The organism is Comamonas sp. F1-6, from assembly GCF_039581415.1.
In the GTDB taxonomy this organism is placed as follows: domain Bacteria; phylum Pseudomonadota; class Gammaproteobacteria; order Burkholderiales; family Burkholderiaceae_C; genus Comamonas; species Comamonas thiooxydans.
Window position 1 is genome coordinate 37,531 of sequence record NZ_JBCPWN010000001.1, and the last position, 21,273, is coordinate 58,803.

Annotated in this window: 21 protein-coding genes and 1 tRNA gene; 6 read left to right on the forward strand and 16 right to left on the reverse strand. The window is 62.2% G+C overall.

The genetic code is table 11. From position 1 onward, the window contains the following. The first annotated feature begins 148 nt into the window (after positions 1-148). A complete protein-coding gene (locus AAIL66_RS00180) occupies positions 149-1,039 on the forward strand; it encodes a DMT family transporter (protein WP_003066016.1) in 891 nt (296 codons plus the stop codon). A gap of 78 nt (positions 1,040-1,117) precedes the next feature. Beyond that, positions 1,118-1,765, forward strand: a complete 648-nt coding sequence (locus tag AAIL66_RS00185) for a LysE family translocator (RefSeq protein ID WP_059439829.1) — start codon at positions 1,118-1,120, stop codon at positions 1,763-1,765. A gap of 191 nt (positions 1,766-1,956) precedes the next feature. Here the strand turns inward: AAIL66_RS00185 and AAIL66_RS00190 are convergent, their stop codons facing one another. From AAIL66_RS00190 to AAIL66_RS00210, 5 genes are all read right to left on the reverse strand, one after another. Further along, on the reverse strand, positions 1,957-3,444 hold the full coding sequence (locus AAIL66_RS00190; protein ID WP_034389237.1) for an ABC transporter substrate-binding protein: 1,488 nt from the start codon (positions 3,442-3,444) through the stop codon (positions 1,957-1,959). Between the two features lie 170 nt (positions 3,445-3,614). Beyond that, positions 3,615-4,445, reverse strand: a complete 831-nt coding sequence (locus AAIL66_RS00195) for an ATP-binding cassette domain-containing protein (protein ID WP_343495738.1) — start codon at positions 4,443-4,445, stop codon at positions 3,615-3,617. Then, on the reverse strand, positions 4,442-5,470 hold the full coding sequence (locus AAIL66_RS00200) for an ABC transporter ATP-binding protein (RefSeq protein ID WP_343495739.1): 1,029 nt from the start codon (positions 5,468-5,470) through the stop codon (positions 4,442-4,444). Before AAIL66_RS00200 ends, AAIL66_RS00195 begins: the two co-directional genes overlap by 4 nt. A 6-nt stretch (positions 5,471-5,476) precedes the next feature. After that, a complete protein-coding gene (locus AAIL66_RS00205; protein WP_343495740.1) occupies positions 5,477-6,382 on the reverse strand; it encodes an ABC transporter permease in 906 nt (301 codons plus the stop codon). After that, positions 6,379-7,341 carry an ABC transporter permease gene (locus AAIL66_RS00210; protein WP_343495741.1) on the reverse strand — a complete coding sequence of 321 codons (963 nt, stop codon included), beginning with the start codon at positions 7,339-7,341 and terminating at the stop codon, positions 6,379-6,381. Before AAIL66_RS00210 ends, AAIL66_RS00205 begins: the two co-directional genes overlap by 4 nt. Before the next feature lie 175 nt (positions 7,342-7,516). On the opposite strand from AAIL66_RS00210, the gene AAIL66_RS00215 reads away from it, so the two are divergent. After that, a complete protein-coding gene (locus tag AAIL66_RS00215) occupies positions 7,517-7,777 on the forward strand; it encodes a YfhL family 4Fe-4S dicluster ferredoxin (protein ID WP_043003465.1) in 261 nt (86 codons plus the stop codon). Between the two features lie 81 nt (positions 7,778-7,858). Here the strand turns inward: AAIL66_RS00215 and pth are convergent, their stop codons facing one another. From pth to AAIL66_RS00250, 7 genes are all read right to left on the reverse strand, one after another. After that, complete coding sequence (pth, locus tag AAIL66_RS00220) at positions 7,859-8,497, reverse strand: aminoacyl-tRNA hydrolase (protein ID WP_343495742.1); 639 nt, start codon at positions 8,495-8,497, stop codon at positions 7,859-7,861. A 128-nt stretch (positions 8,498-8,625) separates the two neighbouring features. After that, on the reverse strand, positions 8,626-9,249 hold the full coding sequence (locus AAIL66_RS00225; RefSeq protein WP_003066033.1) for a 50S ribosomal protein L25/general stress protein Ctc: 624 nt from the start codon (positions 9,247-9,249) through the stop codon (positions 8,626-8,628). Between the two features lie 156 nt (positions 9,250-9,405). After that, positions 9,406-10,365, reverse strand: a complete 960-nt coding sequence (locus AAIL66_RS00230) for a ribose-phosphate pyrophosphokinase (protein WP_003066035.1) — start codon at positions 10,363-10,365, stop codon at positions 9,406-9,408. 44 nt (positions 10,366-10,409) lie between these two features. Continuing rightward, positions 10,410-10,486, reverse strand: a tRNA-Gln gene (locus tag AAIL66_RS00235). Positions 10,487-10,516: 30 nt separating this feature from the next. Then, positions 10,517-11,380, reverse strand: coding sequence for a 4-(cytidine 5'-diphospho)-2-C-methyl-D-erythritol kinase (gene ispE, locus AAIL66_RS00240; protein ID WP_343495743.1), 864 nt, complete (start codon positions 11,378-11,380; stop codon positions 10,517-10,519). A gap of 57 nt (positions 11,381-11,437) precedes the next feature. Beyond that, positions 11,438-11,959, reverse strand: a complete 522-nt coding sequence (locus AAIL66_RS00245; protein WP_045838418.1) for a lipoprotein insertase outer membrane protein LolB — start codon at positions 11,957-11,959, stop codon at positions 11,438-11,440. After that, positions 11,956-13,743: a tetratricopeptide repeat protein gene (locus AAIL66_RS00250; RefSeq protein ID WP_343495744.1), complete on the reverse strand. Its 1,788-nt coding sequence runs from the start codon at positions 13,741-13,743 to the stop codon at positions 11,956-11,958. Before AAIL66_RS00250 ends, AAIL66_RS00245 begins: the two co-directional genes overlap by 4 nt. Positions 13,744-13,793: 50 nt before the next feature. Here AAIL66_RS00250 and mutM point away from each other — a divergent pair, with 50 nt between their 5' ends. From mutM to mutY, 3 genes are all read left to right on the forward strand, one after another. After that, the gene (gene mutM / locus AAIL66_RS00255; RefSeq protein ID WP_343495745.1) at positions 13,794-14,633 is read left to right on the forward strand and encodes a bifunctional DNA-formamidopyrimidine glycosylase/DNA-(apurinic or apyrimidinic site) lyase; all 840 of its coding nucleotides are present in this window, start codon (positions 13,794-13,796) and stop codon (positions 14,631-14,633) included. A 267-nt stretch (positions 14,634-14,900) separates the two neighbouring features. After that, positions 14,901-16,898 (forward strand): dynamin family protein, encoded by a 1,998-nt coding sequence (locus AAIL66_RS00260; protein WP_343495746.1) that lies wholly within the window; start codon positions 14,901-14,903, stop codon positions 16,896-16,898. Between the two features lie 4 nt (positions 16,899-16,902). Beyond that, positions 16,903-17,985, forward strand: a complete 1,083-nt coding sequence (gene mutY / locus AAIL66_RS00265; protein WP_343495747.1) for an A/G-specific adenine glycosylase — start codon at positions 16,903-16,905, stop codon at positions 17,983-17,985. A 48-nt stretch (positions 17,986-18,033) separates the two neighbouring features. Here mutY and AAIL66_RS00270 read toward each other — a convergent pair whose 3' ends face one another. The 4 genes from AAIL66_RS00270 to creC form a co-directional block, all read right to left on the reverse strand. Next, on the reverse strand, positions 18,034-18,315 hold the full coding sequence (locus AAIL66_RS00270; RefSeq protein ID WP_034389269.1) for a hypothetical protein: 282 nt from the start codon (positions 18,313-18,315) through the stop codon (positions 18,034-18,036). Then, positions 18,312-19,265: a cell envelope integrity protein CreD gene (creD, locus tag AAIL66_RS00275; protein ID WP_343495895.1), complete on the reverse strand. Its 954-nt coding sequence runs from the start codon at positions 19,263-19,265 to the stop codon at positions 18,312-18,314. Before creD ends, AAIL66_RS00270 begins: the two co-directional genes overlap by 4 nt. Next, positions 19,154-19,711, reverse strand: a complete 558-nt coding sequence (locus tag AAIL66_RS00280; protein ID WP_343495748.1) for an inner membrane CreD family protein — start codon at positions 19,709-19,711, stop codon at positions 19,154-19,156. Before AAIL66_RS00280 ends, creD begins: the two co-directional genes overlap by 112 nt. A 107-nt stretch (positions 19,712-19,818) precedes the next feature. After that, entirely contained in the window at positions 19,819-21,273 is a 1,455-nt protein-coding gene (gene creC / locus AAIL66_RS00285) for a two-component system sensor histidine kinase CreC (protein WP_343495749.1), read from the reverse strand.

The window sequence follows — 21,273 nt, forward strand, 5'->3', positions numbered from 1 at the left end:
CCCGAAGGGGGACGACACCTTCGCCGCGAGGCGGCTCTTGCTCGGTGTCTCTGGCCTGGGGCACGCTAGTTTGTGGGTTGTGTTCTGTGTTGAAAACTGATCTTTGGAAGGGCTGCGCATCGCGCGGCCTTTTGCATTTCCGGCTCTCATGTCCCTGCAAGCGTTCACTCTCATCATTTTGGCCGGCCTGATCCATTCGGGCTGGAATATCGTGGCCAAGAAGGCGGGCGGAGATGCCCGTTTTTCGCTCTACACCGCCATTTGCAATGCCGTCATCTGGCTGCCGCTGGGCTGGTGGCTGGGCAAGGATGTGGTGCCGGGCTGGGGCTGGATGGAGTGGGCCTTCGTCACCGCCAGTGCCGTGCTGCATGTGGCTTATTTCGTGGTGCTGCTGCGCGGCTACCGCGTGGCCGATCTCACCGTGGTCTATCCGCTGGCGCGCGGTAGCGGGCCACTGATCTCATCGCTGGTGGCGGTGATGTTTTTGGGGGAACAGATTTCAACGCTGGGGGCTGCCGGCATTGCGGGCGTGGTGCTGGGTGTGTTCCTGATCGCGGGCGGTCCGCGCATGATCGTGGCCATTCGCGACGGACAGGACCTGGAGGCGCGTCAGCGTGTGCTGGCGGGCCTCTACTACGGCCTGCTGACGGGCTTGTTCATTGCCAGCTACACCGTGGTGGACAGCTATGCCGTCAAGATGCTGCTGATGTCGCCGATTCTGGTGGACTATATGGGCAACCTGATCCGCCTGGTGATTCTGGCACCGCTGGCCGCCCGGGACTGGCCCGAGACCAAGCGCCTGTGGCGACTGCAATGGCGCTATGCAGCCGTGGTGGCTTTCTTCAGCCCCATTGCCTATGTGCTGGTGCTCTATGCCGTGCAAAGCGCGCCCATCTCTCACGTCGCACCGGCGCGCGAGGTGTCCATGTTGTTCGCAGCCCTGATCGGCGGCAGGTTGCTGGGCGAGGGCGACCGGGCCCTGCGCATTGCCGGGGCCGTGATGATTGCCCTGGGCGTGACGGCACTGGGGCTGGGTTGAAGTGAGTCGTTTGTCGAAAAGGCCTGTAGCCCTTGTTGATGAATCGCAAATAGCTATTGTTTTTGAAGAGAGCTGAAAATGCCGACCTGGGAAGTCCTGATCACATTCTTTGGCGTGGCCTTGCTGCTGGGGCTGAGCCCCGGCCCCGACAACCTGTTTGTGCTGGTGCAATCGGCACAGCGCGGCTGGCGCGTGGGGCTGTGCGTGGTGCTGGGCCTGTGTCTGGGCATTGTCGGACATACGGCCGCCGTGGCGCTGGGGCTGGCGGCCGTGGTGGCCACATCGCCCATGCTGTTCACGGCGCTCAAGCTCTGCGGCGCCGCCTATCTGGCCTATCTGGCCTGGGGCGCATGGCATGCGCCGGTCAGCGTCGAAGAAAGTGCCAAGGCGCAGGAGCAGCGCGATGTGCTGACTCTGCGCTCCGCCATGGGCTGGGTGGGCAGAGGCGTAGTCATGAACCTGACCAACCCCAAGGTGCTGATCTTCTTTCTGGCCTTTTTGCCTCAGTTTGCCGACCCCGCTCGCGGCAGCGTGCCAGTGCAGGTCATGGTGCTGGGCAGCGTCTTCATGGCAGCAGCTTGGCTGGTCTTTGGCTCTATCGCCTGTTTCTCGGGGCTCTTTGGCCAGATCCTGCAGCGCTCCGTGCGCGCCCAGCGCTGGCTGAACCGCATCGCTGCGACCGTTTTCGGTGCGCTCGCACTTCGTCTTGTGATGGTGCAACGCTAGAGGCAAACACTCTTAAAACTGGCGCGACTCAAAAGGCCAGGACAGCGAGGAAGGGTCTGTGCCGGCTGCAACGCCCCGCAGCGAGGCTGTCGCCCCCTCCGCCCCCCCTCCCATAGTGTGCGAAGCACGTAGAGAGAGGGGCGCCCGGCCAGAGGGAAGGCGCATGGCGCCTCAAGGGGGGCTTGTCGTTCTTATCCCCAGGACAGAGCAGACAAGTCATTCACAAACACTGGCATGTCCTTCCACAGCCCGCGCAGCTTCTTGTTCGCCACGGTCACCCACTGCGGGGTGTAGAGAAAGCCGTGCACCGAATCATGCGCCAGCAGGCGCTGGGCATCGCCAAGCAGGCGTGCGCGGTCGGCGGGGCGCGGTGTGTGCTTGATCTTGTCGAAAAGCTCGTTGAATTCCTGGGATTGGTAGCCCCAGTAGTAATCGGGCTTGGCAAAGTTGCCCAGATCAAACGGCTCCACATGCGAAATGATGGTCAGGTCGTAGTTCTTGTTGGTGTAGGTGCCCGACAGCCACTGTGCCCATTCCACATTCTGCAGCTTGAGCTGGATGCCGATCTTGGCCAGCTGGGCTGCAATCAGCTCACCGCCTTGGCGCGCATAGGGCGCGGGCGGCAGCGTCATGGTCAGCGTCAGCGGGGTCTTGACGCCAGCTTCAGCCATCAAAGCCTTGGCTTTTTCCAGGTCAAAGGGGTTGACACCTGTGGTGTCCACATAGCCAAAGGCCGTGGGCACATAGTAGCTGCCGATGGGCACGCCATAGCCATCGGCGGCACCGGCAATCACGGCCTTGCGATCGATGGCGGCGGCAATGGCACGGCGCACGCGGATATCGCTGAGCGGCTTTCGCGCATTGTTGATGGCCAGAATGGTCTTGGCGCGCGAGTTGCTCACCACCACCTGAAAGCGGGCATTGGCTTTGAACTGGGGCACGCTGCGTGGCGAGACGCGCGGGAAGGCATCGACATCGCCGGCCAGCAGGGCTGCAACCTGTGCTGCAGGGTCGGGGATGAAGCGGAACACGGCGCGCTTGATGCGAATGCTCTGTGCCGAGCGATAGCCGGGCCAGGCGGTCAGCGTGACCGATGCGCCCTTGGCCCAGGCCGCCAGCTTGTAGGGGCCGGTGCCCACGGGCTTGCTGGCGTTGGTGGTGACGCTCTTGGGTTCGACAACGATGGAGGTTGCCTGACCCATCATGAACAGAAAGTCGGGATCGATTTCCTGGTTGGTCAGCACCACCGTATGCTCGTCGGTGACCTTGGTGCTCAGATTGGCAAAGGTGCGCTTGTCCTTGTTGGTGCTTTTGTCGGCGGCCGCGCGGTCGAACGAGAACTTGACGGCAGCAGCGTTGAAGGGCTCTCCGTTCTGGAACTTCACATCCTTGCGCAGGCGAAAGGTATAGGTCTTGAGATCGGACGAGACTTCCCAGCTTTCGGCCAGCAGAGGCGAGACGCTGCCGTCGGAGTTGATCTTGGTCAGCGTCTCAAACACGTTGTAGAGCACGACTTCTGCAATCGAGGAAGCAGCCCCGGCCGTGGGGTCCAGTCCTGGCGGCTCCAGCGTCATGGCCAGCGTGACACTGTCTTTCTTGGCCTGGGCCATGGCAGGCCAGGCAGCGAACAAGGGCAAGCTGGCAGCCGAGCTGGCCAGCAAGGAGCGGCGATTGAGCATCAACAAAGTCTCCGATGGGGGGCTGGCCGCATGGGGCCATCAAAAGCGCTGCAAGTCATCGCGGGGAGCGGACTTGTTTCATATGCGTTTTTACACCAGTCGGAGCAGTCTTTGCAGTGGTCGCAGGCATATCGCTGCTGCGAGTGTGAACAACTGTTTGCCGGCCCGGTTCAGATGACTCGCGGTGCGGCCTTGACCAAGGCCTGGGTATAGGGGTGCTCGGGGGCGGAGAACAGCTTGCGCGGTGTGCCGCGCTCCACCACTTCACCCTGATGGAGCACGATGACCTGATCGCAGACATGCTGGACCACGGCCAGGTCATGGCTTATGAACAGATAGGACAGGCCCAGCTCGCGCTGCAGGTCCTGCATGAGATTGAGCACCTGGGCCTGCACCGAGACATCGAGCGCACTGACCGGCTCGTCGGCCACGATCAGGCGGGGGCGGGTTATCAGAGCGCGGGCAATGGCGATGCGCTGGCGTTGGCCGCCGGAGAACTCGTGCGGATATTTGTCGGCGTCCTGCGCGCGCAGACCGACCTGGTCAAGCACGCTCAGCACCTGCTGGCGCCTGGCAGGGCGACTGAGCTTCTCATGAGTCGTTCCCAAAGGCTCGCTGATGATGGCTTCCACTGTCATGCGCGGGTCCAGCGACCCATAGGGGTCCTGAAACACCATCTGGAAGTCGCGCCGCGCGGCGCGCAGTTCCTGTTCGGACAGCAGGTGCAGATTGCGGCCCAGCAGTTCCACCCTGCCTTCGCTGGGGCGGTCCAGAGCCATGACCAGACGTGCCAGCGTGGACTTGCCGGAGCCCGATTCGCCGACCACGCCCAGGCTTTGTCCGCCCTGCAGCTCGAAGCTCACGCCGCGCAGCGCCTGCAGCGGCTCGGGCTTGTGCCACAGCGATGTACGGGGGCGTGAATATGCGCGTTTCAGGCCGCTAACCCTGAGCAAGATTGCGCTGCTGGTTCCAGCTTCAGAGGCTTCGGCTGGCTTGTTCATGTCCTTGCTCCTACCGTCAGCACCTGTTCATACAGGCAGCGTGCCACATGGGGCTGGCGCCAGGAAGCGAGAGAGGCAGGTGCCGCCATGCTGGGCTGGTGCAGCGTGCGAGGCTGGGGGCGCTCCACATAGCACTCGTCCTGAGTATGGGCGCAGCGGCCCGCAAACGGGCAGCCTGCGGGCAGGTCCACGAGCTCAGGCACGGCTCCGGCAATGGTGGGCAGATGGGCTGTACCTTCTGTGGCGTGGAGTTGCGGGCGTGCAGCAAACAGGCCGCGCGTATAAGGGTGGGCGCGCCTGGCGAACACCGCTTCCGTCATGCCGGATTCGACCACGGTGCCGCCATACATGACCAGCAGCTGCTCCGCATTCTGGGCAATCACGCCCAGATCATGGCTGATGAGCACCAGCGCCATGGAATGCTCGGCCACCAGCTCCTGCAGCAGATCCAGAATGCGCTGCTGAACCGTCACATCCAGGGCTGTGGTGGGCTCGTCGGCCACCAGCAGATCGGGACCGCAGGCCAGAGCCATGGCAATCATGATGCGCTGGCGCTGGCCGCCGGAGAACTGGTGCGGATATTCATCGAGCCGCTGCGCAGCCTGTGCAATGCCCACTCTCTCCAGCAGCTCGGTGGCGCGGGCGCGGGCCTGGGCGCGGCTCATTCCCAGATGAAGCCGCAGCGGCTCTGCCACCTGGCGGCCGATGCTGTGCACGGGGTTGAGGGCGCTCATGGGTTCCTGAAACACCATGGCCATGCGGTTGCCGCGCAGGGCGCAGAGCTGGCGCTCGCTCAGGCCCAGCAGTTCCTGGCCGTCCAGCTGGATGCTGCCGTCCACTTGCGCGTGCTCGGGCAGCAGGCCCATCAGCGCCAATGCCGTCAGCGATTTTCCGCAGCCCGATTCGCCGATCAGGCCCAGCGTGGCACCGCGCTCCAGCGTAAAGCTCACATCGCGCACGGCCTGGGCCCGGCCGCGATGGGTCTGCAGATTGATGGTGAGGTTGGAGACTTCAAGCAAAGCCATGGTGATTCAGCGCTCGCGTGTCAGTCGGGGGTCCAGCAGGTCGCGCAGACCGTCGCCCAGCAGGTTCAGGCCCAGCACCGACAAGGCGATTGCCAGGCCGGGCCAGACGGCCAGCAGCGGCGCCTGGAACATCAGGGTCTGGGCTTCGCTGAGCATGCGTCCCCAGGATGGCTGGGGCGGCTGCGTGCCCAGGCCCAGATAGGATAGGGCGGCTTCGGCCAGAATGGCCAGCGCAAACTGAATGGTAGCCTGCACGACGAGTACGGCCGCAATATTGGGCAACACATGCTGCAAAGTGATGGCACTGCGGCTTTTGCCGCAGGCGCGCGCGGCCAGCACGTAGTCGCGTGCCCAGATGGCGTTGGCCGAGGCGCGGGTGATGCGCGCAAAGGTGGGGATGTTGAAGATGCCGATGGCAATGATGGCATTGATCATGCCGGCTCCAAACACGGCTGTGAGCATGATGGCCGAGAGCAGGGCTGGAAAGGCAAAGGTGAAGTCCGCCAGCCGCATGATGATTTCCTCCACCCAGCCACGGCGTGCAGCGGCGACCAGGCCCAGCACCACGCCCAGCGTCAGACCTATGCCCACGGCGATCAGGCCCACGGCAATCGATGCACGTGCGCCGACCAGAATCTGCGAGGCAATATCGCGCCCGAAGGCATCGGTGCCCAGCCAGTGCTGGCTGCTGCTGGCCTGCAGGGCTGCGTCCATATCCACTTCATAGGCCGAGCCGGGGGTCCAGGCAAAAGACAGCAGCGCGGCGGCAACCAGCAAGGTCGTGAGCAGGGCGCCGAGCACAAAGCTGCGGTGCTGCAAGGCGCGTCGGCCAAAGCTTTGGGGCTGTGTGCGCGTGAAGGCGCGTGTCGGGTAGTCGCTCACGCTGGCGCGGGTATCGGTCTGCCTGCTCATATATCGCTGGCCTTGATGCGGGGGTCGATGGCGGCATAAAGCACGTCGACGACAAAATTCACCACCACCACCATGGCGGCCAGCAGCAGCACGCAGTTGCGCACCACGATCACATCTCGGTTGGAAATGGATTGAAAGATCAGTCGGCCCAGGCCCGGCAGATAGAACACGTTCTCCACCACGATGGTGCCTGCCAGCAGGTTGGCGAACTGCAGGCCCATGACGGTGACGACGGGAATCATGGCGTTGCGCAGCACATGACGCCAGAGCGCCGCGCCGCGTGACAGCCCCTTGGCGCGGGCCGTGCGCACAAAGTCCTCGCGCAGCACCTCCAGCACCGCAGAGCGGGTGATGCGTGCCAGGATGGCTGCCTGCACCACGGCCAGCGCAATGGCAGGCAGCAGCAGTGCCTGCAGCGCGGGCCAGAAGCCGCCGCCGGCCTCCTCGCTCCAGCCCGGAAAGCCGCCGGCCGAGAACCATTGCAGCTTCACCGAGAACAGCAGGATCAAAAGAATCGCAAACCAGAAGTTGGGGATGGCAATGCCGATCTGGGCCAGGCCCATGAGGCCCACATCGCCCCAGCGTTTGTGGTTGGCGGCCGCAAACACTCCCGCAGCAATGGCCAGCACGGCGGTGATGCACATGGCCATGATGGCCAGCGGCACGGTGACCGCAAGGCGTTCCCAGACCAGCTCGGTCACGGGCGAGCCATAGACATAGCTCTCGCCCATGTCGCCGTGCAGCAAGCCGGCTATCCACTGCCAGTAGCGTGTCAGCGCGGGCTGGTCCAGGCCCAGTTGCTGAGCCATGGCCGTCACGGCCTCGGGCTCGGCATCGGGGCCCATGAGCATCTGGGCTGCATCGCCGGGCAGGACTTCCAGCACGGCAAAAACCACGATGGAGGCACCGATCAATGTGGCGACCAGCGTGAGCAGGCGTTTGAGCAAGAAGATGCTCATGGCGTGGGGCGTTGTTTCATCGTGAAGTGGGCTCAGACGCGGTGTTTGCGTGCTGCGCAGCATAGCGGCAATTGTGCCGTGTCCGAGAGGGGGCGGCTTTGTCCCAGGCGCTGCCATGTCTTGGGGAGCTTGGGATAATGTGGGCCGATACCGAGAACTGCACAGGAGCTGGCACATGGCATTGATGATTACCGATGAATGCATCAACTGTGATGTGTGCGAGCCCGAGTGCCCTAACGATGCCATCTACATGGGCGAGGAGTTCTACGAAATCGACCCGCACAAGTGCACCGAGTGCGTAGGCCATTTTGACGAGCCGCAGTGCGTGCAGATCTGCCCTGTGGCCTGCATACCGGTGAACCCCGAATACATCGAAAGCCATGAAGTGCTGTTCAAAAAATATGAGCAGCTTACGCAAGCCAAGAAAGAAAGTTAAGGCTTTTAGGGTCTGAATTCTTTGTATATCAAGCGCAAATAGCTCCTGATTCAGGAGCTATTTTTTCATTCTGCCTCAGGTTCAGGCTTCGCCACCTGCAGGCTGGACGGCATCGGGCGCCGGCTTGCGGGCAGGCTTGGGGCGGGGCGCCTTGGTGGTGTGGATGGCCAGAGTGGCCTTGTCCATCTGGCCTGCCACCATCTCGGGCCAGGCCTTGAGCGAATGCGCGATGGCGTCTTCGATCAGCTTGAGCTGGTCGGGGGCCGGTTTTTTGAGCACCCAGCTGGCGACCTCGCCCTTGTGGCCGGGGTGGCCTATGCCCACGCGCAGACGCCAGTAATTGGGCGAGCCCAGCTGGGCATGGATATCGCGCAAGCCGTTGTGGCCGCCATGGCTGCCGCCGAGCTTGAGCTTGACCACGCCGGGTTCGAAGTCCAGCTCGTCATGCACGACCAGGATTTCCTCGGGCTGGATCTTGAAGAAGCGTGCCAGTGCGCCTACCGACTTGCCCGAGAGATTCATGAAGGTCTGCGGCTCCAGCAGCCAGACGGTCTGGCCGTGGATGCTGGTGCGGGCCATCAGTCCCCAGTAGCTGCGTTCGGGAACCAGACTGACCTTGAGTTCGCGCGCCAGCGCATCAATCCACCAGAAGCCGGCATTGTGCCGGGTGTCTTCATATTCAGGGCCGGGATTGCCGAGGCCGACAAACAGTTTGATCATTGCTGGATTATCTTCTTGCTAGCAAAGCTGGGCTGGCACGCTGGTTCTGCATGGCCCAAAGAAAAAGCCCACCGAGGTGGGCCTTTTCTTGGAGTACAGCGGCAGGCGCCGTACCGAAGACACAAGAATTACTTCTTGCCCTTCTTGGCGGGGGCCGCTGCGGGAGCAGGTGCGGCGCCTTCGGCAGGAGCCACTTCGGGCAGCTTGATGGAGATCAGCGAAGGGTTCTTGTTGGCGCCACGCACCACAGCCTTCACGCCGTTGGGCAGCTTCAGAGCTTGCAGGCCCAGCACGGACTTGGAAGTCAGGGCGCTCAGGTCCACCTTGATGAACTCGGGCAGGTTTGCGGGTTCGCAGATCACTTGCAGTTCGTGCATCAGAGGAGTCACGGTGCAGTTCTCGACCTTCACGGCGGGGGATTCAGCAGCGCCTTCGAAGTGCAGGGGCACGTTCATGTGCAGCTTGGTGTTGCCGTCCACGCGCTGGAAGTCGATGTGTTGCACCAGCTTCTTGTAGGGGTGGAACTGCACGTCGCGCAGCACGACCTTGGTCACTTGACCGTTGATTTCCATGTCCAGGATGCTGGAGTGGAAAGCTTCCTTGTGCACAGCGTGCCACAGGGCGTTGTGATCGATTTCGATCAGTTGGGCTTCACCAGCACCGTAGACGATACCGGGGGTCTTGCCCGACAGACGCAGACGGCGGCTCGCACCCGTACCTTGCTTGGCGCGCTCAGTAGCGACGAATTGCATAACTAACTCCTAGATGGACGGACCGCGACCAGTCTCGCCCGATTGATAAAAGAATCTGCACCTTGCAGCAAGGCCGTGGATTCTTGCGGTGGCCTCGAAACGGTCAAACCTCCCGAAGGAGGTTTGCTTGGGCTCAAGGCCGAAAAACCAGAGATTTTAAGCGGTAAACAGACTGCTCACCGAATCACCTGTGGAAATGCGGTGAATTGTCTCGGCAAACAGGCCGGCCACGGACAGCTGGCGAATCTTGCCGCACTGCTGGGCTGCGGGGCTCAGAGGAATGGTGTTGGTCACAACCACTTCGTCCAGAGCGCTGCCGTTGCCGATGCGTTCCAGGGCAGGGCCCGAGAAGATGGGGTGCGAGCAGTAGGCGTACACGTTCTTGGCGCCGCGCTGCTTGAGCACTTCGGCAGCCTTCACCAGCGTTCCGGCGGTGTCGATCATGTCGTCCATGATCACGCAGTTGCGGCCGTCGATATCGCCGATCACGTGCATGACTTCAGAGACGTTCGCCTTGGGGCGACGCTTGTCGATGATGGCCAGATCGCAACCCAGTTCCTTGGCCAGGGCGCGAGCACGCACCACACCGCCAACGTCGGGGGAGACGACGATCAGGTCTTCGTAGTTCTTCTGACGCAGATCACCCAGCAGCACAGGGGTGGCGTAGATGTTGTCCACGGGAATGTCGAAGAAGCCCTGGATCTGGTCGGCGTGCAGGTCCATGGTCAGGACGCGCTCGACGCCAACTGCCTGCAGCATATTGGCCACCACCTTGGCGGTGATGGGCACGCGGCTGGAGCGGGGGCGGCGATCCTGGCGGGCATAGCCGAAGTAGGGGATCACGGCACAGATGCGCTCGGCCGATGCGCGCTTGAGGGCATCGACCATGACCAGCAACTCCATCAGGTTGTCGTTGGTCGGAGCGCAGGTGGACTGAACCACGAAAACGTCGCGGGCGCGAACGTTCTGCTTGATCTCGACCGCGACTTCTCCATCGGAGAAACGGCCAACGTCAGCAGCACCAAGAGAGGTGCCGAGGTGCTTAACAATCTCTTCGGCCATGCCAGCATTGGCATTGCCTGTGAAGACCATGAAATCAGAGTGATGTGAATGCATTGTGCGTCCCAGTGCTGTGGGTTGCTATGACGCAAGAAGATGTTTGGCAGGGGAAGAAGGATTCGAACCTTCGCATGCCGGAATCAAAATCCGGTGCCTTAACCAACTTGGCGACTCCCCTACACAGGCCTTTTGTCGAAGACAAACAGCCTTATAACTTGTTCTCTGGAATCCAGCTATTAAGTGGGTGTTTTTCCAGATTTCTGCAAACCTTGATCTGCCATATGCCAGGAGCACAGCTCAGATCAATGCTTTGCGTTATCGGTGCAAATACCGCACTTCCAGAGCCCGTCATTCTAGCATGCAATTTCAGTGATTCGAGCCAGCTTCTGACTTTCATCACCTCGGGCTGCAAGCCTTCAGCGACCGGCTGCAGGTCGTTTCGGCCAAAGCCGAAGTGATTTGCAGCGAAGTCCGCAACTATAGCAGGCTTTGTGTCGCGTTTCAGGAGATCACTGGAAAAAATCTTGCCAGTTTCCAGGCCCTGTTCGGGTTTGACCACCAGGAACTGCTGCTCCGGCAAGGCATTGCGGCCTGTCAGCGGGGTGATGATTTCGCCGATGCCGCTGACCCAGGCCGAGTGACCGCAGAGGAAAAAGGGAACATCGGCGCCGAGCTTCAAGCCTATGCTTTGCAGTTCCTGGCGCGATAGGTTCAGATTCCAGAGGCGGTTCAGCGCCATCAGCGTGCTGGCCGCATCGGATGAGCCGCCCCCCATGCCGGCCTGGGCGGGCAGGTGCTTTTCAACCCCTATGCGCACGCCTTGCGTGCAGCCTGTGGCTTGCTGCAGGGCGCGGGCCGCGCGTGTGATCAGATCATCGGCAGGCAGGTCAACGCCATTGAGGTCTTCACGGCTGATCTGGCTGCTGACCGTGCGCTCGAGATGCAGCACATCATGCCAGTCGATGAGCATGAAGACGGATTCCAGCAGGTGATAGCCGTCAGGCCTGCGGCCGGTAATGTGCAAAAAAAGGTTGAGCTTGGCCGGGGCCGGCACGTCATAAAGCGAGTGCATGGCGTGTATGTGTCAGTAAGAAAAACGGTGCAACGATAGCACCGGGTTGCCGGCCAGTCAGCGAGCGTCCTGATCGAGAACGATGCGCAAGGAGGCCTCGGGTGGCGGGCTGATGCGGTCGGCACGCAGGCGGCCATCGCTGATGCGCGAAAGATCTGTCTGCCAGCCGGTCACAGCCGTGTTCTTGCCTTGCAGCCAGTCGAACAGCGCGGCGACGGGAATCTCGCTGCCGGTCATGCGGGTGATGAGTTCAGGCAGGGAGTCTGACTGGGTGATCTGATCGCCCTGCTGCAAGGTGGCTCCGGCACGCGTCCATTGCAGGCGGGCCATGATGGATCCCAGCGGGTTGAAGACCAGCAAGGTGCCGCTCTCGGGCTGACCCTGCAGCTCGAAACCAGCGCTGAAGGATTGCTGCTGGGCATCCTGGACCTGCAGCGCCATGCGGCCGGACCAGTGGTGGCTGGCCGCTACATCGAGCTGCAGCTGCCGTGCAGGTTGGGCGCAGCCGCCGAGCATGGCCGCTCCCAGGGCCAGCCCGAGGGCTGGAAGAATTTTCAAGAAAGTCGGCCTGCGCTTCATGGCGTCACTTTGTGGCGTTTGAGTGTTTCCAGCAGAGTGTCATTGCTGCTGTCTGCCTTCATGCCCTGGCGCCAGATGAGTTGGGCGCGGTCTTGCTTGCCCTGGGCCCAGAGAACTTCCCCCAGGTGGGCGGCAATTTCCGCATCCTGACGCGTGGCATAGGCCTGCTCCAGCAGTTTTTCGGCTTCGTCCAGATTGCCGCGGCGGAAATGCACCCAGGCCAGACTGTCGGTGATGAATGGATCGCCGGGCTGCATGTCCAGAGCGGTCTGGATCAAGGTCTGCGCTTCTTCAAGCTTGATGCCGCGATCAGCGTAGGAATATCCCAGTGCGTTGTACGCATGCTTGAAATCGGGTTTGCGCTTGATGATGTCGCGCAGCAGGCGCTCCATCTCGCTGAAGTTTCCGGCTCTTTCCGCGAGCAAGGCGGTGTCGTAGGCCAGCTCCACATCATCGGGTGCCTGGCTCAGCAGATGGGCTTGCAGCCCATAGGCTTCCTTGTTCAGGCCTGCGTCGCGCAGCAGCTGCACCTCGGCAATCTGCTTGAGGCGCTTCTGGTTGGGGCCGTTTGCCGGAATGGCCTGGATCAGGGCACGAGCTTCCTTCACCTTGCCCTGGCGAGCCAGCAGATCGGCGCGCCGGGCCTGCACGCTGAGCAGGTTGGCGGCATCGGGAATGCGCTGCAGATAGATGTCGGCTTCGTCGTAGCGTTGGCGCTTCTCGGCCAGCTCGGCCCTGAGCAGATAGAGCTGGGATTCGCCAGCAGCGCGACCCACACCCTCAGGCAGTTTGGGCAGCAGAGCGCTGAACTGTGTCAGGGAAACGTCGGCAGCATCCAGCTCGCCATCCTGCAATTGCAAATTGGCGAGCATGACCCAGGCTTCCGGAAATTCGGGCGCCTCGCGCGTTATGAGCTGCAACTGGGTCTTGGCATCGGCGTTGCGTTTTTGTCCCAGCAGCACGCGGGCATAGGTCAGGCGCAGTTGTGGCGAATGATTCTTTTCAAGATAGCGCTTGACCAGCGGCTCCACTTCGGCAGAACCCGATTCCAGCAGTTCCATGGCCAGCAAGGCGACGGCACCCGATTCAGGACCCAGCTTGGCGCCGTTCTGCAGCGCCTGCAGGGCGGCAGGCTTCTGACCGGCGATCAGGCGCATATGGCCTATGGCGGCCCAGGCCATGGGGCCGTTCTTCGGGTCCTTTAAATCGAATTCCAGCGCTTGCTCGACCACATCGGCGGCCAGAGGCTTGTCCGAGGCATTGTTGTAGAGCTGGGTGATGGCCAGAAAAGTGGCGCTGCGATTGGCTTGAGGGGTCAGCTCGACCTCTCGACGCAGATAGCTGGCCGAGTCTGCAATGCGGTTCATCACCACCAGAATGCGCAGCACTGCGCGGTTGGCATCGCGTGATTCGGGGTAGGCCTCCAGCCAGGCGCGGGCATTGCGCAGTGCGCGGTCGCCCGAGCGGGACTGAATGGCAAGTTCGGTGGCGCGGCGATAGAGCTTTTCGTTGTTGCTGCTGCGCGCGGCCTCCATCATCAGGGCCTGGGCGTCCGTCAGGGCGCCTTCCTGAGCGGCCATCTCTCCCACCAGGATTTCGTAGAACAGCTCGGCAGAGAGGGCTGCTTGCTCATTCTCACGCTCCGCGGCCTGTTCGAGATCGGTGCTTTGCTCGATCTTGTCCTGCTGGGATGGCGGGTCAGCGGTCTGGGCGGATGCGATTGCCGATCCCATGGCCAGAACGGCGGCCACGGCGAGTCCCTGAAAACGTAGAGGATGAACCATCGGCTCATAATAATCCAAGCTTGTTGAACACTTGGCGAAGATGAGATTGCATGCCTGAGTTGCCCGAAGTCGAGGTTACGCGCCGCTCTTTTGCTGACCGCATTGCGGGTGCGCAGATTGAGAAAGCCACCTTGGGAAAGCCCCTGCGCTGGCCTCTGGGGCTGTTGCCGCAGGCATTGGTCGGCAGGGTCGTGCTGGGCGTGCGCAGACGCGGCAAGTATCTGCTGCTGGACCTGAGCGAGGGTCTGCTGCTCATGCACCTGGGCATGTCTGGCAGTCTGCGCTTTGTGGGCCGCGACGAGGAGCCGCTGGGAACTGGCGGAGTGCATGATCACTTCGACCTGCAGACATCGCGCGGCTTGCTGCGTCTGCATGATCCGCGCCGCTTCGGAGCCGTGATCTATGTTCCGGATGAAGGCGATGTCCTGGCGCGCAAGCTGCTTGACCATCTGGGTATGGAGCCGCTGAGCGACGGATTCACGCTGGACGCCTTTCAAGCCGGGCTGGCGGCCAGTCGCTCGCCCATCAAGCAACTGCTGCTCAGCGGCAGCGTGGTCGTCGGTGTCGGCAATATCTATGCTTCCGAGGTGTTGTTTCTCTCGCGGATTCACCCGACAACACCGGCGCGCGATGTGGGCAGGCGCAAGGTCAAGGTTTTGTATGAGGCCATTCGCACCGTGCTGGCCTTGGCGGTGGAGAAAGGCGGCACGACCTTGCGCGACTTTTCCGCGGCCAACGGCATGGAAGGGCACTTTCAGTTGGAGGCCCAGGTCTATGGCCGCGATGGCCTGCCTTGCTCGCATTGCGGCGCCGCCATCCAGCTCATGCGCCAGGGGCAGCGCAGCACCTATTACTGCGCCCGCTGCCAGAAGGCCGCAAAAACTCTCTGAATTTGATAGCTAATACCGCAGTTTGAGTATGCGTTCAGGCATGTTTTGACGTCACAATTTCATTTTGATGCTTGATATGCCTCAGAGGCGTCGCCAGTGCCCAGGCATTGGCGCTGTTCTGCGCCGTTGCGCGCAGATACTTGGCGGCTGGAGATATCAGGCCAGCCTCTGGAAGAGCCGTAGATGCTGTCAAGGGGCAATGCTATATATTGATCAGGCGGTCAGCCTTGGCTGACCCGGCGACTCAGACAAACAAGAGGGGTAGATGTGTCAGCTTCATTCAACGAGCAGTTTGGTCAGTATGGCGCATGGCGACGGGGCTTTGCCACCCAACTGCAGGAGCTGCGTGAATGGTTGATTGCCCAGGATCTGCTGGACGCTTCGGTGCAGGAGCGCTTGCAGAGACTGGAAGAGCAGATGCGCACCGACAAGGTCATGGTTGCCTTCGTGGCCGAGTTCTCGCGCGGCAAATCCGAGCTGATCAACGCTGTCTTCTTTGCCCATTACGGCCGCCGGCTGATGCCGGCCAGTGCAGGCCGCACCACCATGTGTCCGGCAGAGCTGGGCTGGGAGCCGGAGCTGCCGCCTTGTCTGCGTCTGCTGCCCATTGATACCAGAGAGTCGCCGGAGAGCCTCGGCCAGTGGCGCATGCGTCCCGACGCCTGGGTGCAGCAGCCGCTGGATATCGCCGATGCGCAGCAGATATCCGACACGCTGGCCAAGGTGGCGGAGGTGCGCAAGGTCTCCATCGATCAGGCCAGGGCCTGGGGCTTTTGGCATGACGACGAGGCTGCCGACAACCCCATGGTCGATGCCGACGGCTGGGTCGAAGTGCCGATGTGGCGTCATGCCTTGATCAATATGCCCCATCCTCTGCTCAAGCAGGGACTGGTGATTCTCGACACGCCTGGTCTGAATGCCGTGGGGGCCGAGCCGGAGCTGACCGTCAATCTGATACCCCAGGCACATGCTGTGGTCTTTGTGCTGGGCGCCGATACCGGCGTGACCAAGTCCGACCTTGCCATCTGGCGCGACCATGTGCTACCGGCAGGAGCCGGCAAGGCGGGGGGCGATGACGCTCTGGCAGCATCGCGTCTGGTGGTGCTCAACAAGGTGGATACGCTGTGGGACAGTCTGAGTTCTGGCGCGCAGGTGCAGGCCCAGTTGCGCCGTCAGCAGCAGGACTCGGCCCAGTTGCTGGGGGTGGCGCTGGAGCGCGTGCTGCCCATCTCCGCCCAGAAGGGGCTGGTCGCCAAGGTGGGGCATAACGACAGCCTGCTTCAGGCCAGCGGCCTGCCCGCTTTTGAAGACCTTCTGGCCAATGGCATCATGGGGCAGCGCCAGAAAGTGCTGCAGGCTGCTGTGCGCACCAATGTGCAACAACTGCAGTCGCAGGTGGAGCGTGTCATCAATATGCGCCGCGGCGATCTCGACGACCAGCTGGCCGAGCTCTGCGGCCTGCGCGGCAAGAATGCGACGGTGATTGCCAGCATGCGTGCCCGTATCGAGGCCGAGCACAAGGGATTCGACCAGAGTGCCAGCCGCATCCAGGCCATGCGCAATATCCATATGCGCATGCTCAAGGAGCTTTTCCTGCTTCTGAGCTCGAGCACTTTGAAGGCCGAATTGGCCGAGCTGAAAGAAGCGCTGGATCAGCGTGGGCTCAAACTTGGCCTGCGCAAGGTCTATGAGCAGACTTTCGAGCGCCTGCATGCCGTGGCTGCAAAGGCGCAGGACCAGGCCGATGAGATCCAGGCAATGATGAGTTCCTCGTTCAAGGAGCTCAATGCGGAGTTTGGCTTCTCCCTGCAGACACCTCCGCAGCTGGTGCTGTCCGAGCTCAAGGACGACTTGCGCAGCATCGAAGGCAGTTACACCCAGTATTTGGGGCTTGGCAGTGTCATCAGGCTCGGCAGTGCCGACTTTTCGCAGCGCCTGATCAAAGCTCTGGCGCTGCGTCTGCGCACGGTGTTTGAAGCGGCATCGAACGACGTGGATATGTGGAGCAAATCACTGACTGCACCAGTCGATGCACAATTGCGCGAACGTAAACGCAGTTACACGCGCCGCCTGGAGGCTGTGGACCGGATCAGCGGTGCAGCCACTGAACTGGAGGAGCGCATTGCAGACATGGAAAATGCGCAAGCCCGCCTGGGCATGCTGCAGACGCAGCTGATCAGCGCATCGGCGCAATTGCTGGATCCGATTGCGGCCGAGCGGCCGCAGGCCGCGTCCATGCCGTTGGACATCAACCTGGTAGCTTGAAATCTTGACTCTCCCTTCGATTGCCGCAGCCGTAGTGCAGTGGCAGGCCAGCCATGGCCGCAATCATCTGCCCTGGCAGCAAACTCGTGACCCTTACCGCGTCTGGCTGTCTGAAATCATGCTGCAGCAGACCCAGGTCAGCACCGTGCTGGGCTACTACCAGCGCTTCCTGGACGCTTTCCCGGATGTGGCCAGCCTGGCGGCTGCACCGCAGGATGCCGTGCTGGCGCTGTGGAGCGGCCTGGGCTACTACAGCCGCGCGCGCAATCTGCATAAATGCGCGCAGACCGTGATGGAGCAATGGGGCGGGGCTTTTCCGCAAACAGCCGAAGAATTGGCGACCTTGCCAGGCATTGGCCGTTCCACGGCCGGTGCCATTTCATCGTTCTGCTTTTCCGAGCGGGTGCCGATTCTGGATGCCAATGTGCGACGTGTTCTCACAAGGGTGCTGGCGTTCGATGCGGATCTGGCTCAGTCCAGAAATGAAAAGCAGCTGTGGGAACACGCCCAGCAACTGTGTCCCACCGAGAATCTGCACGAAGCCATGCCGCGCTACACCCAGGGCATGATGGATCTGGGCGCCAGCGTCTGCACATCGCGCAAGCCCACCTGCCTGGTGTGCCCTCTGCACTCCGAATGCCGGGCGGCCCGCGCCGGCAACCCGGAGAACTATCCCGTGCGCACGCGCAAGATCAAGCGCAGCGCCGAGTCCTGGTGGCTGCTGCTGGCGGTGGACGCGCAGCGCCGCGTATGGTTGCAAAAGCGTCCGCAAGCCGGTATCTGGGCCGGGCTTTACAGCCCGCCGGTCTTTGAAGACTATGCGGCACTGCAAAGCCATGCGCAGGCCGCATGGCCTCAGGACGGGACCCGGAGCTGGCAGGACCTTCCCGGCTTTCTGCATGTGCTGACCCACAAGGATCTGCACCTGCATCCGGTTCTTGTGCCCGTCGATCAGGCGCATGCCGCCCTGGTCTCAGAGGCTGATGAATCCTGCTGGGCGGATGCCGCGGCCTGGGCGGAGCTGGGTCTGCCGGCCCCGATCCGCAAGCTGCTCGATGCCGAGCTGGCTTGCACGCCTGCCGCATGAATGAAAAAAGGTGACGGGCGGCGTCACCTTTTTTGATGGCTGCAGATTTCAGAAGCGCAATCTGGGCATCAGCATGGAGCAGCGCAGTCCCATCAAGGCCAGCCACAGGACCCTGGCCTGCGGGTTGCCGCGCTGTGTCTGCAATTGCCGGCCCGCGGCCACCACCTGCTGGCGCAGGACTTGCTGCGCCTTGCGGTCGCCTTGGCTTTGTGCGCTCAGCCAGAGTTGCTGGTACTGCTGCACGCTGAGCTGGCAAGGCTCGCCAAGCAGATGGCGCGACGAAGTGTTCAGCAAGGCCTGAGCCTGCGGGGTGTGTCGTGACTGGTTCATGCGGCCTCCTCTTGTTTCGAAGACTTGTTTGGCGCTTCGCTCTCGCTGCGTCCAAAGGCGTACCAGTCCACATGACGCGTGCAGATCATGACCAGGGCCAGCACGCCGAACAGGGCGATGGAGCCGACGACCAGAGCGGTCTGCTCCAGCTGCAGCAGCACATACAGCAGGCCGTACAGGGCCGAGATGGCAATTGCGAACGGCAGGCCGCGTCTGATGCTGCCCAGAATATGGCTGGCATAGAAGGCCAGCAGAGCCACGCAGGAGCTGGCCGCAATCGCATAGGCCGTGGCAAAGCCCAGGTGTTCGGACAGGCTGATCAGCAACAGGAAGAAGCTGCACAAGGCCGAGCCGACCAGCAGGTACTGCACGGGGTGAACGCGCAGCTTTTTCATGACTTCGAACAGGCCGACCGCGACAAAGGTCAGGATCACAAAAAGAATGCCGTACTTGGTGGCACGCTCGCTCAGCGAGTAGACATTGACGGGGTTGACGAACTCCGTGTCCATGGTTTCGAGGCAGGGGCCGCTGTCGTCATGGCCGCGGGCTGCAGAGGCGGCATAGGTTTCCGAGCTGCCCCAGTAGCCAGGGCTGCAAAGACGTTGCTGGCGGGTAAAGGCCGTGCTGGCAGAGGTGGCCAGCGAGGACAGCTCCCAGCTGGCGGTGAAGCCGCTGTCCGTCACTTCGCGTCGGCTGGGTAGAAAGCTGCCGCCAAACGAGGGATGAGGCCAGTCGGCCGTCAGCGTGACCTTGCTTTCCGTGGCGATGGGGCTGAAGGCGAGCTGCTCCGTGCCCAGCAACTGCAGCTTGAGTTCCAGATTCAGGGCTTCGCCTTTTTTCAGCAGGCTGGAGTCAATTTCCGCCTGGATGCCCTTGCCGTAGCGCTCCAGCGGAGTGCCGGACTCGACCGCCAGATCCTGGCCGTTGGCCTGCAGCGTCGCACTGCGGATGCCGCAAAGACTTTCTTGCAGCGCACCACGGCGTTGGGCTCGCTGGGTTTGGGCAGCTCCGCATACTGCGCGGCATTGGCAAAACCGGCCGAGATCTGGTCGTGCAGCACATAGGTGTTGATGTGGTGCAGGCCGCGTGAGCGCTCTTCCATTTTGGCGTTGGCATCGTGGTTGAGCGTGTCGGGCAGCAGCATGCGCTGGAATTCGCGGGTGCTGTACTCGATTTTCTTGCCATTGGTCGTGCTGGTGGTTTCCGTGCAGTTCTGCACCAGGGCCGGGCCGATCAGCGTCTGCGTGCCGGCCAGGCTGGAGACCACGCTTTGCACGGCGTAGTCGCGGTTGCGGATGCGGTCTTTCACCACATCCTGAATCATGGACAGGCCGGCCATGAGCAAGGCCAGAACGATCAGCAGTGAGACTGTCTTGAACAGCAGTCGGTTTTTCATGCGTGCTCCTGAATGAGGGGTTTCAGGACGCAGTGTCGGCAGCGACTGTGTGGGCGCAATGAAGTCTGTGAAGCGGGTGTGAAGTCCTGCTCGAAAGCCTTGGCTGCTCAGCTTTGGGGAGCAAAATCCAGTGTCACGGCGAGGCCGGGGTGGCGATTTCGGACCTGCATGCTGCCGCCATGAAGATGCATGATGCGAGTGACAATGGACAGGCCCAGCCCGGTGCCGCTGCGCTCTCCGTTAGGTCTGGGGGTCGTGAAGAAGCGCTCGCCCAGGCGGGCCAGCAAGGGCTCGGCCACGCCCGGACCCTGATCGCTGACGGTGATGCGGTGCGGGGCCAGCTCAAGCTCGATCACGCTGTTCTCTGCAGAGAAATCCAGGGCGTTCTGCAGCAGATTGCTGATGGCCAGAGTGACCAGGCCGGCCTCCCAGGGGCCGCTGCTGTCCACACCGCTCAGGTGCAGGGCCATGCCGCGTTGCTCGGCATGGCTTTGCAGCGCAGCCATTGCTTGCCGGGCACATTCCATCAGGCTGCAGCCATGGCTGGTGTCCAGTTGCTGGCGCTGCTCGAGGCGGCTGAGCTGGAGCAGCTGGTCGATCAGATTCTGCAGACGCAGGCTCTGGTCCACCACCTGTCCGGCAAACATGGCCCGGTCCTGGGGCGGCAGCTCTTCCTGCAGCAACTCGCCCGCGCCGCGTATGGCGGCAACCGGGCTTTTGAGTTCGTGGGTCAGGGCGCGCACATAGCCCTCGATATAGTCGCGCCCCTCCAGGCGCTTGCGCATATTGTCCATGGCCTGTGCCAGCTCGCCCAGCTCGCCGGGCATGTCGGGTATGGAAGCAGGGGCAGAGGTCTGAGCGGGGTGGGCAGACTCGTTGAGCGTGGGGGCCTGCACCTGCTGTGCGTAGTTGCGCAGCCGGCGTACGTGAAGCACAAACCACCAGGTGACCGCACAGCCCACGGCGGCGGACAGCAGCACAAACAGCAGGCCGCCGCGCAGAATCTTCTGCTCCGCGCCGTCGACGATTTTCTGTACCGAGCTGGAAGGCTTGGAGGTGGTCAGCACCCCGGCAATCTGGCCGTCCACCATGATGGGCGCGGAGACATACATGACGCTGCTGGATTCGTCCTCCTTGACGGCTCGCGTGGTGCGTGCGCCATATTCACCGCGCAGCGTCAGATAGACATCGCGCCAGCGCGAGTAGTCGGCGCCCTGGTCCCTGCCCTGGGAGTCGAACAGCACTATGCCCCGTGCGTCAGTGACGGTGATGCGCAGATCCAGCGTGGTCTTGCGCGTGTCCCAGATCCAGGCCTGTATCGGCTTTTGTGTGTAGCCGTGCAGCTGGGTGGCAAACGTGCTGTCCGCACCGGCTTGCAGCAGGCCTTTTTCCATGTCGGCACTGGCCAGCGTGGCAAGCGCATAGGCGGTCTCCACCAGCGTGTCCTCGGTCACCTTGCGCACGCTGGGCTTGATCTCCACCATGAAGACGCGCAGCACGAAAAAGGCGGCCAGACCGTTGATCAGGAAGAAGGCGAAGAAGAGACGCAGGCCCAGACGCAT

Bases quoted from the DNA above. Each gene is read 5' to 3' on its own strand.
- AAIL66_RS00250 (WP_343495744.1), bottom strand. From the start codon at position 13,743: ATGGTTCATCCTCTACGTTTTCAGGGACTCGCCGTGGCCGCCGTTCTG.
- AAIL66_RS00205 (WP_343495740.1), bottom strand. From the start codon at position 6,382: ATGAGCAGGCAGACCGATACCCGCGCCAGCGTGAGCGACTACCCGACA.
- AAIL66_RS00200 (WP_343495739.1), bottom strand. From the start codon at position 5,470: ATGGCTTTGCTTGAAGTCTCCAACCTCACCATCAATCTGCAGACCCAT.
- AAIL66_RS00270 (WP_034389269.1), bottom strand. From the start codon at position 18,315: ATGAACCAGTCACGACACACCCCGCAGGCTCAGGCCTTGCTGAACACT.
- AAIL66_RS00245 (WP_045838418.1), bottom strand. From the start codon at position 11,959: ATGAAGCGCAGGCCGACTTTCTTGAAAATTCTTCCAGCCCTCGGGCTG.
- AAIL66_RS00210 (WP_343495741.1), bottom strand. From the start codon at position 7,341: ATGAGCATCTTCTTGCTCAAACGCCTGCTCACGCTGGTCGCCACATTG.
- AAIL66_RS00190 (WP_034389237.1), bottom strand. From the start codon at position 3,444: ATGCTCAATCGCCGCTCCTTGCTGGCCAGCTCGGCTGCCAGCTTGCCC.
- creC (WP_343495749.1), bottom strand. From the start codon at position 21,273: ATGCGTCTGGGCCTGCGTCTCTTCTTCGCCTTCTTCCTGATCAACGGT.
- AAIL66_RS00180 (WP_003066016.1), top strand. From the start codon at position 149: ATGTCCCTGCAAGCGTTCACTCTCATCATTTTGGCCGGCCTGATCCAT.
- AAIL66_RS00185 (WP_059439829.1), top strand. From the start codon at position 1,118: ATGCCGACCTGGGAAGTCCTGATCACATTCTTTGGCGTGGCCTTGCTG.
- AAIL66_RS00215 (WP_043003465.1), top strand. From the start codon at position 7,517: ATGGCATTGATGATTACCGATGAATGCATCAACTGTGATGTGTGCGAG.
- AAIL66_RS00225 (WP_003066033.1), bottom strand. From the start codon at position 9,249: ATGCAATTCGTCGCTACTGAGCGCGCCAAGCAAGGTACGGGTGCGAGC.
- ispE (WP_343495743.1), bottom strand. From the start codon at position 11,380: ATGCACTCGCTTTATGACGTGCCGGCCCCGGCCAAGCTCAACCTTTTT.
- AAIL66_RS00230 (WP_003066035.1), bottom strand. From the start codon at position 10,365: ATGCATTCACATCACTCTGATTTCATGGTCTTCACAGGCAATGCCAAT.
- mutM (WP_343495745.1), top strand. From the start codon at position 13,794: ATGCCTGAGTTGCCCGAAGTCGAGGTTACGCGCCGCTCTTTTGCTGAC.
- AAIL66_RS00280 (WP_343495748.1), bottom strand. From the start codon at position 19,711: ATGAAAAACCGACTGCTGTTCAAGACAGTCTCACTGCTGATCGTTCTG.
- pth (WP_343495742.1), bottom strand. From the start codon at position 8,497: ATGATCAAACTGTTTGTCGGCCTCGGCAATCCCGGCCCTGAATATGAA.
- AAIL66_RS00195 (WP_343495738.1), bottom strand. From the start codon at position 4,445: ATGAACAAGCCAGCCGAAGCCTCTGAAGCTGGAACCAGCAGCGCAATC.